This is a genomic window from Luteimonas galliterrae (genome assembly GCF_023374055.1).
Lineage (GTDB): Bacteria > Pseudomonadota > Gammaproteobacteria > Xanthomonadales > Xanthomonadaceae > Luteimonas_C > Luteimonas_C galliterrae.
The window spans coordinates 323,483-337,291 of record NZ_JAMBEP010000001.1 but is presented as its reverse complement, the minus strand read 5'-3'; the positions used below and the strand labels follow the sequence as shown (position 1 = coordinate 337,291).

16 protein-coding genes and 1 tRNA gene are annotated in these 13,809 nt (G+C 65.7%); 3 read left to right on the top strand and 14 right to left on the bottom strand.

Features of this window, described 5'->3' with window-relative positions:
- Positions 1 to 5: 5 nt before the first annotated feature.
- From nuoI to M2650_RS01495, 13 genes are all read right to left on the bottom strand, one after another.
- On the bottom strand, positions 6 to 494 hold the full coding sequence (nuoI, locus tag M2650_RS01555) for an NADH-quinone oxidoreductase subunit NuoI (protein ID WP_249470321.1): 489 nt from the start codon (positions 492 to 494) through the stop codon (positions 6 to 8).
- A 1-nt stretch (position 495) separates the two neighbouring features.
- Complete coding sequence (nuoH, locus tag M2650_RS01550) at positions 496 to 1,560, bottom strand: NADH-quinone oxidoreductase subunit NuoH (protein WP_425602493.1); 1,065 nt, start codon at positions 1,558 to 1,560, stop codon at positions 496 to 498.
- Positions 1,557 to 3,806 (bottom strand): NADH-quinone oxidoreductase subunit NuoG, encoded by a 2,250-nt coding sequence (gene nuoG / locus M2650_RS01545; protein ID WP_249470319.1) that lies wholly within the window; start codon positions 3,804 to 3,806, stop codon positions 1,557 to 1,559. The genes nuoH and nuoG overlap by 4 nt, the downstream gene beginning before the upstream one ends.
- Positions 3,803 to 5,155, bottom strand: coding sequence for an NADH-quinone oxidoreductase subunit NuoF (gene nuoF / locus M2650_RS01540; RefSeq protein WP_249470316.1), 1,353 nt, complete (start codon positions 5,153 to 5,155; stop codon positions 3,803 to 3,805). Before nuoF ends, nuoG begins: the two co-directional genes overlap by 4 nt.
- Positions 5,156 to 5,158: 3 nt before the next feature.
- Complete coding sequence (gene nuoE / locus M2650_RS01535) at positions 5,159 to 5,686, bottom strand: NADH-quinone oxidoreductase subunit NuoE (protein WP_249470314.1); 528 nt, start codon at positions 5,684 to 5,686, stop codon at positions 5,159 to 5,161.
- Between the two features lie 13 nt (positions 5,687 to 5,699).
- A complete protein-coding gene (locus M2650_RS01530) occupies positions 5,700 to 7,007 on the bottom strand; it encodes an NADH-quinone oxidoreductase subunit D (RefSeq protein ID WP_249470312.1) in 1,308 nt (435 codons plus the stop codon).
- A complete protein-coding gene (locus tag M2650_RS01525; RefSeq protein WP_249470310.1) occupies positions 7,004 to 7,747 on the bottom strand; it encodes an NADH-quinone oxidoreductase subunit C in 744 nt (247 codons plus the stop codon). The genes M2650_RS01530 and M2650_RS01525 overlap by 4 nt, the downstream gene beginning before the upstream one ends.
- On the bottom strand, positions 7,744 to 8,349 hold the full coding sequence (locus M2650_RS01520; protein ID WP_249470308.1) for a NuoB/complex I 20 kDa subunit family protein: 606 nt from the start codon (positions 8,347 to 8,349) through the stop codon (positions 7,744 to 7,746). The genes M2650_RS01525 and M2650_RS01520 overlap by 4 nt, the downstream gene beginning before the upstream one ends.
- Positions 8,340 to 8,696: an NADH-quinone oxidoreductase subunit A gene (locus M2650_RS01515; protein WP_249470306.1), complete on the bottom strand. Its 357-nt coding sequence runs from the start codon at positions 8,694 to 8,696 to the stop codon at positions 8,340 to 8,342. Before M2650_RS01515 ends, M2650_RS01520 begins: the two co-directional genes overlap by 10 nt.
- A 135-nt stretch (positions 8,697 to 8,831) precedes the next feature.
- Positions 8,832 to 8,916: transfer RNA gene (locus tag M2650_RS01510), tRNA-Leu, on the bottom strand.
- A 49-nt stretch (positions 8,917 to 8,965) separates the two neighbouring features.
- Positions 8,966 to 9,457, bottom strand: a complete 492-nt coding sequence (secG, locus tag M2650_RS01505) for a preprotein translocase subunit SecG (RefSeq protein ID WP_249470305.1) — start codon at positions 9,455 to 9,457, stop codon at positions 8,966 to 8,968.
- 19 nt (positions 9,458 to 9,476) lie between these two features.
- Positions 9,477 to 10,226: a triose-phosphate isomerase gene (tpiA, locus tag M2650_RS01500; RefSeq protein ID WP_249470303.1), complete on the bottom strand. Its 750-nt coding sequence runs from the start codon at positions 10,224 to 10,226 to the stop codon at positions 9,477 to 9,479.
- 111 nt (positions 10,227 to 10,337) lie between these two features.
- Entirely contained in the window at positions 10,338 to 10,520 is a 183-nt protein-coding gene (locus M2650_RS01495; protein WP_249470301.1) for a hypothetical protein, read from the bottom strand.
- Positions 10,521 to 10,710: 190 nt separating this feature from the next.
- On the opposite strand from M2650_RS01495, the gene M2650_RS01490 reads away from it, so the two are divergent.
- From M2650_RS01490 to M2650_RS01480, 3 genes are read left to right on the top strand one after another with little or no spacing between them, the layout of a single operon-like run.
- Positions 10,711 to 11,568, top strand: coding sequence for a class I SAM-dependent methyltransferase (locus M2650_RS01490; RefSeq protein ID WP_249470299.1), 858 nt, complete (start codon positions 10,711 to 10,713; stop codon positions 11,566 to 11,568).
- 41 nt (positions 11,569 to 11,609) lie between these two features.
- Positions 11,610 to 12,386: an SDR family NAD(P)-dependent oxidoreductase gene (locus tag M2650_RS01485; RefSeq protein WP_249474133.1), complete on the top strand. Its 777-nt coding sequence runs from the start codon at positions 11,610 to 11,612 to the stop codon at positions 12,384 to 12,386.
- A gap of 32 nt (positions 12,387 to 12,418) precedes the next feature.
- A complete protein-coding gene (locus M2650_RS01480; protein WP_249470298.1) occupies positions 12,419 to 13,099 on the top strand; it encodes a DUF6445 family protein in 681 nt (226 codons plus the stop codon).
- 9 nt (positions 13,100 to 13,108) lie between these two features.
- On the opposite strand, the gene M2650_RS01475 is transcribed toward M2650_RS01480, so the two are convergent.
- On the bottom strand, positions 13,109 to 13,717 hold the full coding sequence (locus M2650_RS01475; protein ID WP_249470295.1) for a hypothetical protein: 609 nt from the start codon (positions 13,715 to 13,717) through the stop codon (positions 13,109 to 13,111).
- Positions 13,718 to 13,809 lie beyond the last annotated feature (92 nt).

The window sequence follows — 13,809 nt, the reverse complement described above, 5'->3', positions numbered from 1 at the left end:
CGTCCTCAGCGGAAAGCGGCGTCGGCGGCGCGGCGCTCGGCGATCTCGGATTCGAGACGGTCGCCGATCGCCAGCAGCTGCGGTTTGGTCAGGATGTTCTGGCCGCGCTTGTCGAAATGGTATTCGTGGATGTGGGTTTCCACGATCGAGTCGACCGGGCAGCTCTCCTCGCAGAAGCCGCAGTAGATGCACTTGAACAAGTCGATGTCGTAGCGCGTGGTGCGGCGGGTGCCGTCGGCGCGCTGTTCCGAATCGATGGTAATGGCCAGCGCCGGGCACACGGCTTCGCACAGCTTGCAGGCGATGCAGCGTTCCTCGCCGTTCGGATAGCGGCGCAGCGCGTGCACGCCGCGGAAGCGCGGCGACATCGGCGTCTTTTCCATCGGGTACATCAGCGTGTACTTGGGACGGAACAGGTATTTCAGCGTCAGCCACAGGCCGCCGAACAGTTCCAGCAGCAGCAGGCTCTTGAAATAGGAGACGATTCTGCTCATGTCAGCGGCCCGCCTCGATGACGCCGAAATAGGCCAGCAAGGTGGTCACGGCGATCCATGCGATGGTGAGGGGAATGAAGACCTTCCAGCCCAGCCGCATGATCTGGTCGTAGCGGTAGCGCGGGAACGAAGCGCGGAACCAGATGAAGGCGCTGGCGAAGAAGAATACCTTCGCGAACAGCCACCACCAGCCGTCAGCCGACAGGAAAGGAATGCCCCAGCCGTGGAACGGGCTGAGCCAGCCGCCGAGGAAGAAGATCGAAGTCAAGAAACTGACCAGGATCATGTTGGCGTATTCGGCCAGGAAGAAGAGCGCGAACGCCGAACCGGAATACTCGACCATGTGGCCGGCGACGATTTCCGATTCGCCTTCCACCACGTCGAACGGCGCGCGGTTGGTTTCGGCCACGCCCGACACGAAGTAGACGATGAACATCGGCAGCAGCGGCAGCCAGAACCACTCGAAGAAGCCCATGTCGCCGGCCTGCGCCATCACGATCTGGCTCAGGTTGAGGCTGCCTGCGGCGATCAACACGCCGACCAGGGCGAAGCCCATCGCGATTTCGTAGGACACGACCTGCGCTGCCGAACGCATCGCACCGAGGAAGGCGTACTTGGAGTTGGACGCCCAGCCGGCCAGGATGATGCCGTACACGCCCAGCGAGGTCATCGCCAGCAGGTACAGCAATCCGGCATTGGCGTTGGACAGCACTACCTGCGCGTCGAACGGCACCACCGCCCACGCGGCGAACGCCGGCGCGAGCGTGATCAGCGGCGCCAGCACGTACAGCGCTTTCTGCGCGCTGGTGGGCTGGATGACTTCCTTGAACAGCAGCTTGAACACGTCGGCGAAGGCCTGCAGGATGCCTTTGCCCACGTACATCGGGCCGCGGCGCACATGCATCCAGCCGATCAGCTTGCGTTCCCAGACCACGTAGAACGCGACCGCGACGATCACCGGCACGGAGATCGCCAGGATCTTCAGCACGATCCACACCAGCGCGCCGATCGCGCCGTACGAAAGCAGCCAGTCGCGGAACGGGTCGATGAGCATCGTCGAAATCATGCGCGGCTCACCTTGACCTTGGCGGCGGCCAGCGGCGCGGTGGCGCCGTAACCGGTCTCGATCCATGCACTGCCGGCGGCGACCTGGTCGCTGACGAACACCTGCAAGGTCGCGACGCCGCGGCCGTTGTCGAGCTTGGCCATGGCGCCCTCTTCCAAACCATGCGCGCGCGCGTCGTCCGGATGCAGCGTGACCCGCGGGCCGAGCGTCAGCGGATGCGCCTGCAACGCGGCGGCGCGGCGGGTGATGCCGTCGACGCGATAAACGGCTTGCGAAGCGGCCACTTCCAGCCCTTCACCCGATGCGGGCGCCTTGGAGGCGGCGACCGCGGCGACGTCGCGCGGCGCGATGCTCGCGCGCAGGCCGGCCAGATCGGTGAATTCGAAGCCCGGTGCTTGCAGCGTAGCGCCCAAGGCGCGCAGCACGCGCCAACCCGGACGCGCTTCGTCGGGCAGCTTGCCGGCGGGCACGGCGACTTGGTTGCGGCCGTCGAGATTGGTCAGCGTGGCGTCGATTTCGGGCAGCGAACCGATCGGCAGGATCACATCGGCCACCGCGCGCGTCGATTTGCACGCGAAATGGCTGAAAGCCACGACCTGCGCATCGCCGAGCGCCTTCATCGCAACGGCCTGATCGGCGAAATCCAGGCCCGGCTCGATGCCGTAAATCACGTAAGCGCTGCGCGGCTGCTCGAACATGGCCTTGGCGTCGTGCGACGCCGGCAGCACGCCGTGGCGCGCCAGGCCGACCGCATTCGCGCCCTGTGGAATGCGGCACAAACGCGCGCCGGTCGCCTGCGCCAGCGCGCGGGCGGCGGCGCGGATCGCGGCGGCGTGCGGACCGTTCTCGGCGACGCCTCCGACGATGACGGCGGCGTTGCCGCCAGCGTCGGCCAGAAGTTTCGACCATGCGGCGTCGCCCAGCGATTCGGCGATGCGCGACGGCGGCACGATGCGCTTCGAGGCCAGCTCGAAAGCGACGTCGAAATCGACCGGATTGACCGCGTGGATCTTGGCGCCGTTGCGCCAGGCCTTGCGCAGGCGCGCATGCACCAGCGGCAGTTCATGGCGGATGTTGCTGCCGACGATGAGGACGACCGAAGCTTTCTCTAGCTCGGCGACCGGCATGCCGAAGACTTCGGCACGAGCGCCGTCGGAAAGGTCCTGCTGGCCGATGCGGTGATCGAGATTGCCCGTGCCGAGCGCCTCGGCCAGCCGCGCGAGCAGCGCGCCCTCCTCGTTCGAGGTGGCCGGATGCACCAGCATGCCCAGATCGTCGGCGGCGTTGTCTTGCAGGATTTTCGCGGCGCGGGCCAGCGCTTCGTCCCACGAAGCGTCGCGCCAGCTTTCATCAGGCGTGCCGCCGTTGTCCTTCACCATCGGCCGCTTGGCGCGGTCGTCGGCGTACAGGCCTTGGCTCGCGTAACGGTCGCGATCGGACAGCCAGCATTCGTTGACGGCTTCGTTGTCGCGCGGCACCGCGCGCATCACGTCGCCGCGGCGCGCATGGATGAACAAATTGCTGCCCAGCGCATCCTGGAAGCCGAGCGATTCCTTGGCGATCAGCTCCCACGGCCGCGCGCGGAAGCGGAACACCTTGTTGGTCAGCGCGCCGACCGGGCACACGTCGATGACGTTGCCGGACAGTTCGGTGGTCAGCGGCTTGCCGTCCCAGGTGCCGATCTCGAGATTCTCGCCGCGCTGCATGCCGCCGAGTTCGTAGGTGCCGGCGATGTCCGCGGTGAAGCGCACGCAGCGCGTGCACTGGATGCAGCGGGTCATGTCGCTGGAGACCAGCGGACCGAAATCCTCGTCGGCCACGACGCGCTTGCGTTCCTGGAAGCGGCTCACCGAGCGGCCGTAACCCAGCGACAGGTCCTGCAGTTCGCACTCGCCGCCCTGATCGCAGATCGGGCAGTCGAGCGGATGGTTGATCAGCAGGAATTCCATCACGTTGCGCTGCGACTTCAAGGCCTTGTCGCTGCGGGTGGAGATCTTCATGCCATCCATCACCGGCGTGGCGCAGGCCGGCGCCGGCTTGGGCATCTTCTCCACTTCGACCAGGCACATGCGGCAGTTGGCCGCGATCGCCAGCTTGTCGTGGTAGCAGAAGCGCGGGATCGGAATGCCGGCCTTGTCGGCGGCCTGGATGATCATCGAGCCTTTCGGCGCGGCCAGTTCCTTGCCGTCGATGAAGACGGTGACGTGGTCCGGCGGCAGGTTCGGATTGACGGGCTGCGCACTCATGCCGCCACCTTGTCGCCGACGACCGTGCCGGCTTTCTGGTCGTCGACCAGGAAGCGCCCGTTGACGATCGCGTATTCGAATTCGTGCCAGAAATGGCGCAGGAAACCCTGCACCGGCCACGCGGCGGCCTCGCCGAAGGCGCAGATGGTGTGGCCTTCGATCTGGCCGGCAGCGGCCTTGAGCATGTTCAGGTCGTCGAGCGTGGCTTTCTTTTCGACGATGCGCGTCAGCATGCGGTACATCCAGCCGGTACCTTCGCGGCATGGCGTGCACTGGCCGCAGGATTCGGCGTAGTAGAAGCGCGCGATGCGCTGGCAAGCACGCACCATGCAGGTCGAATCGTCCATCACGATCACCGCCGCGGAACCCAGGCCGGAGCCGGCCTTCTGCAGCGCGTCGTAATCCATGGTCAGCCCCATGATCGTGTCGGCCGGCAGCACCGGCATCGACGCGCCGCCGGGAATCACGGCCTTCAGCTTGGCGCCGTTGCGCATGCCGCCGGCCGCTTCGAGCATCTCGGCGAACGGCGTACCCAGGCGCATCTCGTAATTGCCCGGCTTGGCGACATGGCCGGACACGGAAAAGATCTTCGGACCGCCGTTGTTCGGCTTGCCCAAATTGAGGAACCACTCGGCGCCGTTGCGGATGATCGCCGGCACGGAAGCATAAGTTTCGGTGTTGTTGATCGTGGTCGGCTTTCCGTACAGGCCGAAATTGGCCGGGAACGGCGGCTTGAAGCGCGGTTGGCCCTTCTTGCCTTCCAGCGACTCCATCAGCGCGGTCTCTTCGCCGCAGATGTAGGCGCCCGCACCCAACACGTTGTACATGTCGATGTCGACGCCCGAACCGAGCACGTTCTTGCCCAGCCAGCCGTTGGCATAAGCCTCGGCGGTGGCTTCTTCCAGATGTTCGAACGGTTCGTGATGGAACTCGCCGCGCAGGTAGTTGTAGGCGACGGTGCTGCCGGTGGCGTAGCAGGCGATCGCCATGCCCTCGATCACCGAATGCGGGTTGTAGCGCAGGATGTCGCGGTCCTTGGCGGTGCCCGGCTCGGATTCGTCGGAGTTGCAGAGGATGTACTTCTGCATGTCGCCCTTGGGCATGAAGCTCCACTTCAGGCCGGTCGGGAAGCCCGCGCCGCCGCGGCCGCGCAAGGCCGATTGCTTGACCATGTCGATGACATCCGCAGGCGCGATCTTCTCTTCAAGGATCTTGCGCAGCGCGCTGTAGCCGCCGGTCTTGAGATAATTCTCGTAAGACCATGGCTTGTCGAAATGCAGCGTCGTGTAGACGACCTGGTGCTCTTTCGGCGCCGGGCCGACGGGGCCGGTGTTCTGTTGGTGCGCCATGCCCTACTCCAACCCGTCCAGAAGCTCGTCCACCTTCGCGGGGGTGAGCTTCTCGTGGTAATGCCCGTTGATCACCATCACCGGCGCGCCGCAGCACGCGGCCAGGCATTCTTCTTCGTTCTTCAGGAAAACGCGGCCGTCGGCGGTGGATTCGCCCAGCTTGCAGCCGAGCCTCTTCTCGGCGTGCGCGACCAGGCCTTCGGCGCCGTTGAGCCAGCAGCTGATGTTGGTGCAGAAAGCGACGTTGTTGCGGCCGACCTTATGCGTCTCGAACATCGAATAGAAACTCGCCACCTCGTAGGCCCACACCGGCGGCAGGTCCAGGTATTTGGCGACGCCGGCGATCAGCTCGTCGGTCAGCCAGCCGCCGTTCTGCTCCTGCGCGGCGTGCAGGCCCTGCAGTACGGCCGAGCGCTTGCGGTCCGGCGGAAACTTGGTCAGCCAGTGGTCGATATGGGCGCGGGTCTTGTCGCTCAGCACGACCTGCGGGTCGACGTGGCGCGCGGTTTCGAAATTGCCTGTTGCTTTCATCGGTCGTTCGCTCTCACCGGTCCACTTCGCCGAACACGATGTCGTAAGTGCCGATCATCGCCACCACGTCGGCCAGCATGTGGCCCTTCACGATCGCGTCCATCGACGAAAGATGCGCGAAGCCGGGCGCGCGCAGTTTGCAGCGGAACGGCTTGTTGGCGCCGTCGGAAATCAGATAGCAGCCGAATTCGCCCTTGGGAGCCTCCACCGCGCTGTAGGTTTCGCCCGCCGGCACGCAATAGCCTTCGGTGAACAGCTTGAAGTGGTGGATCAGCGCTTCCATGTCGTCCTTCATCTCCTCGCGGGACGGCGGCGACACTTTGTAGTTGTGCAGCATGACCGGGCCGGGATTGGCCTTCAGCCATTTCACGCACTGGGCGATGATGCGGTTGGACTGGCGCATTTCGGCGATGCGCACCAGGTAGCGGTCGTAGCAGTCGCCGTTGGTGCCCACCGGGATGTCGAAATCGACCGTGTCGTACTTGGCGTACGGCTGCTTCTTGCGCACGTCCCAGGCGATGCCCGAGCCGCGCAGCATCGGGCCGGTCATGCCCCAGGCCAGCGCGTCTTCCGGCGACACCACACCGATGCCGACGGTGCGCTGCTTCCAGATGCGGTTGTCGGTGAGCAGGGTCTCGTACTCGTCGACGCGCTTGGGGAAATCGACGGTGAATTGTTCGATATAGTCCAGTAGAGAACCCTCGCGCGCGGCGTTGAAGCGCTTGAGGCTGGCGCCCTTGCGCCACGGCGATTCCTTGTATTTGGGCATCCGGTCCGGCAGGTCGCGGTAGACGCCGCCCGGACGGTAGTACGTGGCGTGCATGCGCGAGCCGGACACGGCCTCGTAGGTATCGATCAGCTCTTCGCGTTCGCGGAAGGCGTACAGGAACACCGCCATCGCGCCCAGGTCGATCGCGTTGGAACCGACCCACATCAGATGGTTCAGGATGCGGGTGATCTCGTCGAACATCGTGCGGATGTACTGCGCGCGCTCGGGCGCCTCGATGCCCATCAGGGCTTCGATGGCTTTCACGTACGCGTGCTCGTTGCACATCATCGACACGTAGTCGAGGCGGTCCATGTAGCCGATCGACTGGTTGAACGGCTTGGATTCGGCCAGTTTCTCGGTGCCGCGATGGAGCAAGCCCACATGCGGATCGGCGCGCTGCACGACTTCGCCGTCCATTTCCAGGATCAGGCGCAGCACGCCGTGCGCGGCCGGATGCTGCGGGCCGAAGTTGAGGGTGTAGTTGCGGATTTCCTGGCGCGCTTCGCCGCCGTTGCTGGCGAAAGCTTCGCTGGCCGGATGCACGGTGCTCATTTGGCGCCCTCCGCTGCGGCTTCGCCCGCGGCGGTCGCGTAGCGCGCGTCGTCGCGTATCACGCGCGGCACGAGCACGCGCGGTTCGACCGAGGTGACCGGTTCGTAGATCACGCGCTGCTTCTCGGCGTCGTAACGCACTTCGACATTGCCGATCAGCGGGAAATCCTTGCGGAACGGATGGCCGACGAAACCGTAGTCGGTGAGGATGCGGCGCAGGTCGGGATGGCCGCTGAATACGATGCCGAACAGATCGTAGGCTTCGCGCTCGAACCAGCCGGCGCCGATCCAAACGCCGGTCAGCGAATCGACCATCGGCAGATCGTCGTTGTCGCAGAACGCGCGCAGGCGCAGGCGTCGGTTGTGCTGCAGCGACAGCAGATGCGCTACGGCGGCGAAACGGCGGCCGGGCTTGGCGGTTTCGACGTGCTCGAACTGGTCCAGCGGCTGCTCGCCGTATTTGAAGCGGCCGGGACCGCGGCCTTCCACGCCGCGACTGAAGCCTTCGGACGACACGTCGGCGGTATCCCACTCGTCGCTGCCGTAGCCGAGGTAGTCGACGCCGCTGACGTCGATCAGTTGTTCGAAGCCGAACTCGTCGCGCAGCGCCTGCGCGGCGGCGAGCCAGCCCGCGGCAGGCACTTCCAGCGTCACTTCGCCGCGCGGCAAGGCGACGTCGACTTTGGCGTCGGCGAAACGCGCGCGCAGGCGCTCGGCGAAAGCGGTCGCGGTTTCGCTCATGCCAGCGGACCCTTTTCGGCGGCTTCGCGATCGGCGATGGAACGGGCAGAGAATGGATTGCCCTGGGTGCGGCGGATCTTCTTCTGCAACTGCAGGATGCCGTAGATGAGCGCTTCGGGCGCCGGCGGGCAACCGGGCACGTAGATGTCGACCGGCACGATGCGGTCGCAGCCGCGCACCACGGCATAGCTGTAGTGGTAGTAACCGCCGCCGTTGGCGCAGCTGCCCATCGAGATCACCCATTTCGGGTCGGGCATCTGGTCGTAAACCTTGCGCAGCGCCGGCGCCATCTTGTTGACCAGGGTGCCGGCCACGATCATCACGTCGGCCTGGCGCGGCGACGGGCGGAACACCACGCCGTAACGATCGAGATCGAGTCGCGAAGCCGCCGCATGCATCATTTCCACGCCGCAGCAGGCCAGGCCGAAGGTCAGCGGCCACATCGAGCCGGTCCGCGCCCAATTCCACAGCGCATCGAAGCTGGTGGTGACGAAACCTTGTTCGAGCAGCGGGTTGTCGCCTTCGGGGCGCAGGATGTCGTCCAGCCGCCCTTCCGGCAGCGGGTTGTGCATCAGATTCGAGACGGTTTGGATCACTCCCATTCCAGCGCGCCCTTCTTCCAGACGTAGACGAAACCCAGGAACAACATGCCGACGAACAGGCCCATCGTGACCAGTCCGCGCGCGCCGAGGTCGTGGAACACCTGAGTCCACGGCACGATGAAGATGATTTCCAGATCGAAGATGATGAACTGGATCGCGATCAGGTAGTAACGCACGTCGAACTGCATGCGCGCGTCTTCGAAGGCGGGGAAGCCGCATTCGTAAGCCGACAGCTTGTCGGCGGTCGGGCGCTTGGGCCCGAGCAGGTTGCCGACGATAAGAAGAGCGACGCCGATACCGGTCGCCACGATCAAAAACAGCAGGGTCGGCAAATATTCGGCCAGCACTCGCTATCTCTCTCGGCTACTAGCCGCGTCGCCGCGGCCGTTGCTCGATGCCGGGCTCGCGCCCGGCATCGCGTTGCCCTCCTGCGTGGGATCCGCACCTGGCGGTGCGTTTCGGCGCGCGGGGGAGCGCAGTTATGGTGCCCAAGGGGGGACTCGAACCCCCACGACCTAAGCCGCTACCACCTCAAGGTAGTGCGTCTACCAATTCCGCCACCTGGGCTGACGTTCGCGCCGATGCACCGGCGCTATGCCGCTAATTGTATTCGGTATCAGCCGCCTTGCGGAGTGGCGGGCGGCGTCTGCGATGCCGGCTGCGTTTGCGCGGGCGCAGGCTGCTGCTGCGGTTGGGTTTGCTGCGGCTGCGCGTCCTGCGTTGCCGGCGCCTGCGGAACGACGGCGGGCGCGGTCGCCGGTGCTGCCGGGATATTCGACGCCGGCGCGCTGGGCGCCTTGGCGTTGTCGCCTGCGGCAGGCACGGGCTGTTGCGCCATCACGCCCAGATCCTGCTGCACCGGTACGTTGCCCGTATTGCGCGTGTGGTACCAGGCCATGAACAGGCTGATGGCGAAGAACACGATCGCCAGCCACTTGGTGCTCTTGGACAGGAAGTTGGACGCGCCGCGGGCGCCGAACACGGTGGCCGAAGCGCCGCCGCCGAAGCCGGACCCGGCCTGCGCGCCCGCGCCGCGCTGCATCAGGATCAGCGCGATCATGGCGATCGCGAGCAACACGTAAACCACGTTGAGGACGAGCAGGAGCATCAGGAACCTTGGCTATCGTTTAGGCCATCGCAGCGGCGATGGCGAGGAAATCACGGGCAACCAGCGAGGCGCCGCCCACCAGCCCGCCATCGACGTCGGGCTGCGAAAACAGCGCGGAGGCGTTGTCGGGCTTGCAACTGCCCCCGTACAGGATCGGCAGCAAGCCCGCGATTTTAGCATCGCGGGCGGCGACTTCGCCACGAATCAGGGCATGCACGGCCTGCGCCTGCTCGGGCGAGGCGGTCTTGCCGGTGCCGATCGCCCAGACCGGCTCGTAGGCCACCACGGCACCGTCGAAGGCCTCGGCCCCGCCCTGGGCCAGCACGGGGGCCAATTGTTCGCGGATCCGGGCTTCAGTCTGCCCGGCCTCGCGCTCGGCCAGGGTTTCGCCGACGCACAGGATCGGGGTCAGCCCCGCCCGCCGGGCGGCGAAAAACTTGGCGGCGACCAGTTCGCTGGTCTCGGCGTGGTACTGGCGGCGCTCGGAATGGCCGACCAGGCCGTAGACGCAGCCGATTTCCTTGAGCATGGCCGCGGACACTTCGCCGGTATAGGCGCCTTTCTCGTTGGCGCTGACGTCCTGGGCGCCGAAGGCGATGTCGTGATCGGCGTAGCGCTCGATCAGTTCGGACAGATAAGGCAGCGGCGGCAGGATCACGCGCTCCGCGCCGCCGGGCGCGGCCGCGGCGACGATCTCGTCGATCAAAGCGCGCGCGAACGCGCGGTCGCCGTGCAGCTTCCAGTTCCCCGCCACGATCTTGCGTCGCATCGCGACTCCGTCCAGCCATGCAAAGGACGGATAGGATAGCGGCGCACCTCGGGCGCCGCACGCGGACCACGGTCGGGACGCACCCGGCAGCGGCCGATCAGCATTTCAGGCTTATCGCCAGAGGGCGGCCGCGACGGCCAGCACCAGCAGCAGCTGAAGCCCCCATTGCGTGACTTGCGTCAATGAAAATTTTTGTTTGTCAGACGATCCGGCCATGTTCCCCTCCCGCTCGCCGCTTCCGGCGTCCGCGGTGATCCATTCCCCTTGAAGGTGGATACGCAAGGCCCATGCCACGGGCTTGTCCCTCCGTATCCGCGGTTGCCGCCTTCCGCGCGTCATTGCGACGGGGCGCCATCTGCCCTTCCGGGTCATCTGCGGCAATTCCTGCCGCGTCAATGAAGACAACGGAAAGACGACAAGCGCCAGGCCGGATCGCGCACTGCGCATTCATCTACGGGCCGGCCGCACGTTAAGCTCGGCACCCATGACTACCGTCAAATACGAATCCGTCGTCGACCTCGACGACCGCCACAACTCGCACAGCCTGTTGCACCACCTGGTCGTCGAGAACGGCAAGGCCCGGATGGATCTGCTCGAAGTGGGCTGCTCGAGCGGCTATCTGGGCGCGACCCTGGTCGCCAAGGGCCATCGGGTGACCGGCGTGGAAACGGACCCGGAAGCGGCGCAAGCCGCGCAAGCCGTGTTGAGCGAGGTCCACAACGGCGATGCGGAGGGCTTCTTCGCCGCGCACCCCCAGCGCCGGTACGACGCGATGCTGCTGGGCGATGTGCTCGAACACATGGTCGATCCTGCGGCCACGCTGCGTCTCTGCGTCGCGCATCTGGCCGACGGCGGCGCGGTGGCGGTCTCCCTGCCCTGCGTCGCCCACGGCAGCGTGCGCGCGATGCTGCTGGAGGGCCGCTGGGATTACGCCGACTACGGCCTGCTGGACCGCACCCATCTGCGCTTCTTTTCGCGCAAGGGCATGGCTGAACTGCTCTCCGCCGCCGGCTTGGAGATCGTCCGGCTGCACGCGACGACGATGCCGATCGAACATGCCGCGCGCGAGTACGGCATGGGTCTGCGGCCCGAGTCGGTCGCCGCGGTCGAACTGATGGCGGGCGAAGACGATCTGCTCGACTTCCAGTATGTCGCCCTCGCCCGCCCGTCGCGATCCGATGCCGCCGCGCTGCTCGCGCACAACCTCGCGATGCCGGTCGAACGCGCCCCGTTGCCGCGGCGGCCGGGCGCCAAGTCGGCCGCGCAGCGGCTGCGTATACGGTTGTGGAAGTCTCTGCTGCAGAGCATTGCGCGGCGCCGCTTCCGGGGCGCGCAAGCGTGAGCGGCGCGGAGACTGCGTTTCCCGCTACTGCAGGCTATGCGCTGATCACCGGCGCTTCCAGCGGCATCGGCGCCGAGATCGCGCGCGAATATGCGCGGCGCGGCGTGCCGCTGATCCTCACCGCGCGCCGCGAAGACCGCCTGGCGCAATTGGCGGACGAATTGCGCGCGCGGGTGCCGATAGAAATCATTTCGGCCGATTTGGCCGATCCCACGGCGCCGGCACGGCTGTGCGACGAAATCGAACGCCGGCGCCTGCCGGTGCGCATCCTGGTCAACAACGCGGGCTACGGCGTGCCAGGACGCTATCGCAGCAAGGACTGGAAAACGCATGCCGATTTCCTGCAGGTGATGCTCGGCGCGACGAGCGAGCTGACCTGGCGCCTGCTGCCGTCGATCTGCGCCCACGGCCAAGGCCGCATCATCAATGTCGCCTCGTTCGCGGCGCTGGTGCCGGCCGCGGACGGACAGACGCTATACGCGCCGGCCAAGGCCTACCTCGTCAAATTCAGCGAGGCGCTGTCGCTGGAGAACGCCGATCGCGGCGTGCACGTCACCGCGTTGTGCCCCGGCTTCACTTGGTCCGAGTTCCACGACGTCACCGGCACCCGCGCGATGATGTCGAAACTGCCGAAATGGATGTGGCTGCACGCCGATGCGGTGGCGCGCGCCGGCATCGACGCGGCCGAGCGCGGGCAAGTCGTCGTAGTGCCCGGTGCTTTCTACAAGACGATGTATTGCCTCATCCGGCATCTGCCCGATAGTTGGGCCTTGAAGCTGATGGGCAGGAATTCCGGAAAGATCCGGAAAGTGGATTAGTGGAGGAATCGCCGCAGGCTTATAGTGGCCCTATGCGCCCGAATCAGCCTTCGCCGCCTCGTCTGCCGATATTGCCGTACCGCAAACCCACGCTGGGCCGCGACTATTGGCTGCTGGACGATGCCGTCGCCGGTGCCGATGCGATCCGCGCACGCTGCCTGGCCAAGACCGATTGGATAGAAGGCTATCCGTACAAGCCGGAGAGCTGGCCCGGGCTGCGCACGATTCCGGGATTGGAAGAGCAGGAGCTGGCGCCAATAGAAACCTGGGTGAAGCAAGTGACCGGCGCCAAGAAACTCTGGGTGGAAACCGCAGCCGACGGCACCCATCTGAATCACAACTGCATCCAGGTGGTCGGCATCGACGAATCCGAGCCGCGACCGCATACCGATTCGCGCACGCTGTGTCGTTACGCGGCGGTGCTCTACCTCAACCCGACCGCGCCGGAAGCCTGCGGCACAGGCTTCTATCGGCAACGCCTTCCCGGCGGACAATTGGGCGGAAACACCGTGATGCCGCCGCACGCCAACTTGGCCGCAGCCTTAGGGACGCGCTTCGTCGCGCCGGATTCGTTCGTCGTCGACGTGAAGGTGCCGTACCGCTACAACCGCCTGTTGCTGTACCGCGCGAACATGATCCACAGCGCGACCGGCTATTGGGGCACGACGCTCGAGGACAAGCGGATGGCTGCGGTGTTCTTCTGGATGGCGTAGTCCGGGCGGCTACTCGGCGCGCAGGGTTTGCTCGCCTTCTTTCGGAAAACGCAACGACATCTGCCCGCCCTTCTCGTCCGCGACGTTGCGGATGTCGATGTGCCAACGCCACTGCCCGCGACCGAAGCGTTGCTTGGACAACTGGAGCTCTCGAGCGCGAGTCATGCGGAAGTTGTAATCGACTTCGGGTTTTCCGGTTTCGTCCAGCGTTGCCTTGGCGCCGTTGAAAGGCACTGTGGTCCCGGACCAACCGCGGTGGTTCCACCATCGCGGGCTGTCGGGACCGGCGGGCGCGGCATTCGGCTCGTCCGCCGGCCATTCGCCCAGTTGCGCGGACACATGCAGATTGAGCGGTTTTTTCAGGGCCGGCGCGGCGACTGTCAGGTCGGCCATGCCGAAACTGTTTGCCGGCAGCGTGTAGCAGAGCCACACGTAGTCGCGATCCTGGAAAACGTAAAGAACGACATCGTCGGCGACCGGGTGCTTGGATTGCGCCAGCGCCGGATATTCGCCGCACTCGCCGTCGAGCAAGGGATAAGCCGGCCCGCCGCCTCTTTCGGCCGCACTGGCCGCGAATGCGGCCAGCAGCAGGGACAATACCGTCACCTTGCCCATCATGCCCTCTCCTCCTAGCGAAGCCGCTTTTGTAGAGTCGAGCTTGCTCGACTGCTTTTGCTTTCCGCGCCCAGCAGTCGACAGCAAGAGCAGTC

Coding starts and splice junctions, on each gene's coding strand:
- nuoI (WP_249470321.1), bottom strand. CDS start 494: ATGAGCAGAATCGTCTCCTATTTCAAGAGCCTGCTGCTGCTGGAACTG.
- nuoH (WP_425602493.1), bottom strand. CDS start 1,560: ATGATTTCGACGATGCTCATCGACCCGTTCCGCGACTGGCTGCTTTCG.
- nuoG (WP_249470319.1), bottom strand. CDS start 3,806: ATGAGTGCGCAGCCCGTCAATCCGAACCTGCCGCCGGACCACGTCACC.
- nuoF (WP_249470316.1), bottom strand. CDS start 5,155: ATGGCGCACCAACAGAACACCGGCCCCGTCGGCCCGGCGCCGAAAGAG.
- nuoE (WP_249470314.1), bottom strand. CDS start 5,686: ATGAAAGCAACAGGCAATTTCGAAACCGCGCGCCACGTCGACCCGCAG.
- M2650_RS01530 (WP_249470312.1), bottom strand. CDS start 7,007: ATGAGCACCGTGCATCCGGCCAGCGAAGCTTTCGCCAGCAACGGCGGC.
- M2650_RS01525 (WP_249470310.1), bottom strand. CDS start 7,747: ATGAGCGAAACCGCGACCGCTTTCGCCGAGCGCCTGCGCGCGCGTTTC.
- M2650_RS01520 (WP_249470308.1), bottom strand. CDS start 8,349: ATGGGAGTGATCCAAACCGTCTCGAATCTGATGCACAACCCGCTGCCG.
- secG (WP_249470305.1), bottom strand. CDS start 9,457: ATGCTCCTGCTCGTCCTCAACGTGGTTTACGTGTTGCTCGCGATCGCC.
- tpiA (WP_249470303.1), bottom strand. CDS start 10,226: ATGCGACGCAAGATCGTGGCGGGGAACTGGAAGCTGCACGGCGACCGC.
- M2650_RS01490 (WP_249470299.1), top strand. CDS start 10,711: ATGACTACCGTCAAATACGAATCCGTCGTCGACCTCGACGACCGCCAC.
- M2650_RS01480 (WP_249470298.1), top strand. CDS start 12,419: ATGCGCCCGAATCAGCCTTCGCCGCCTCGTCTGCCGATATTGCCGTAC.
- M2650_RS01475 (WP_249470295.1), bottom strand. CDS start 13,717: ATGATGGGCAAGGTGACGGTATTGTCCCTGCTGCTGGCCGCATTCGCG.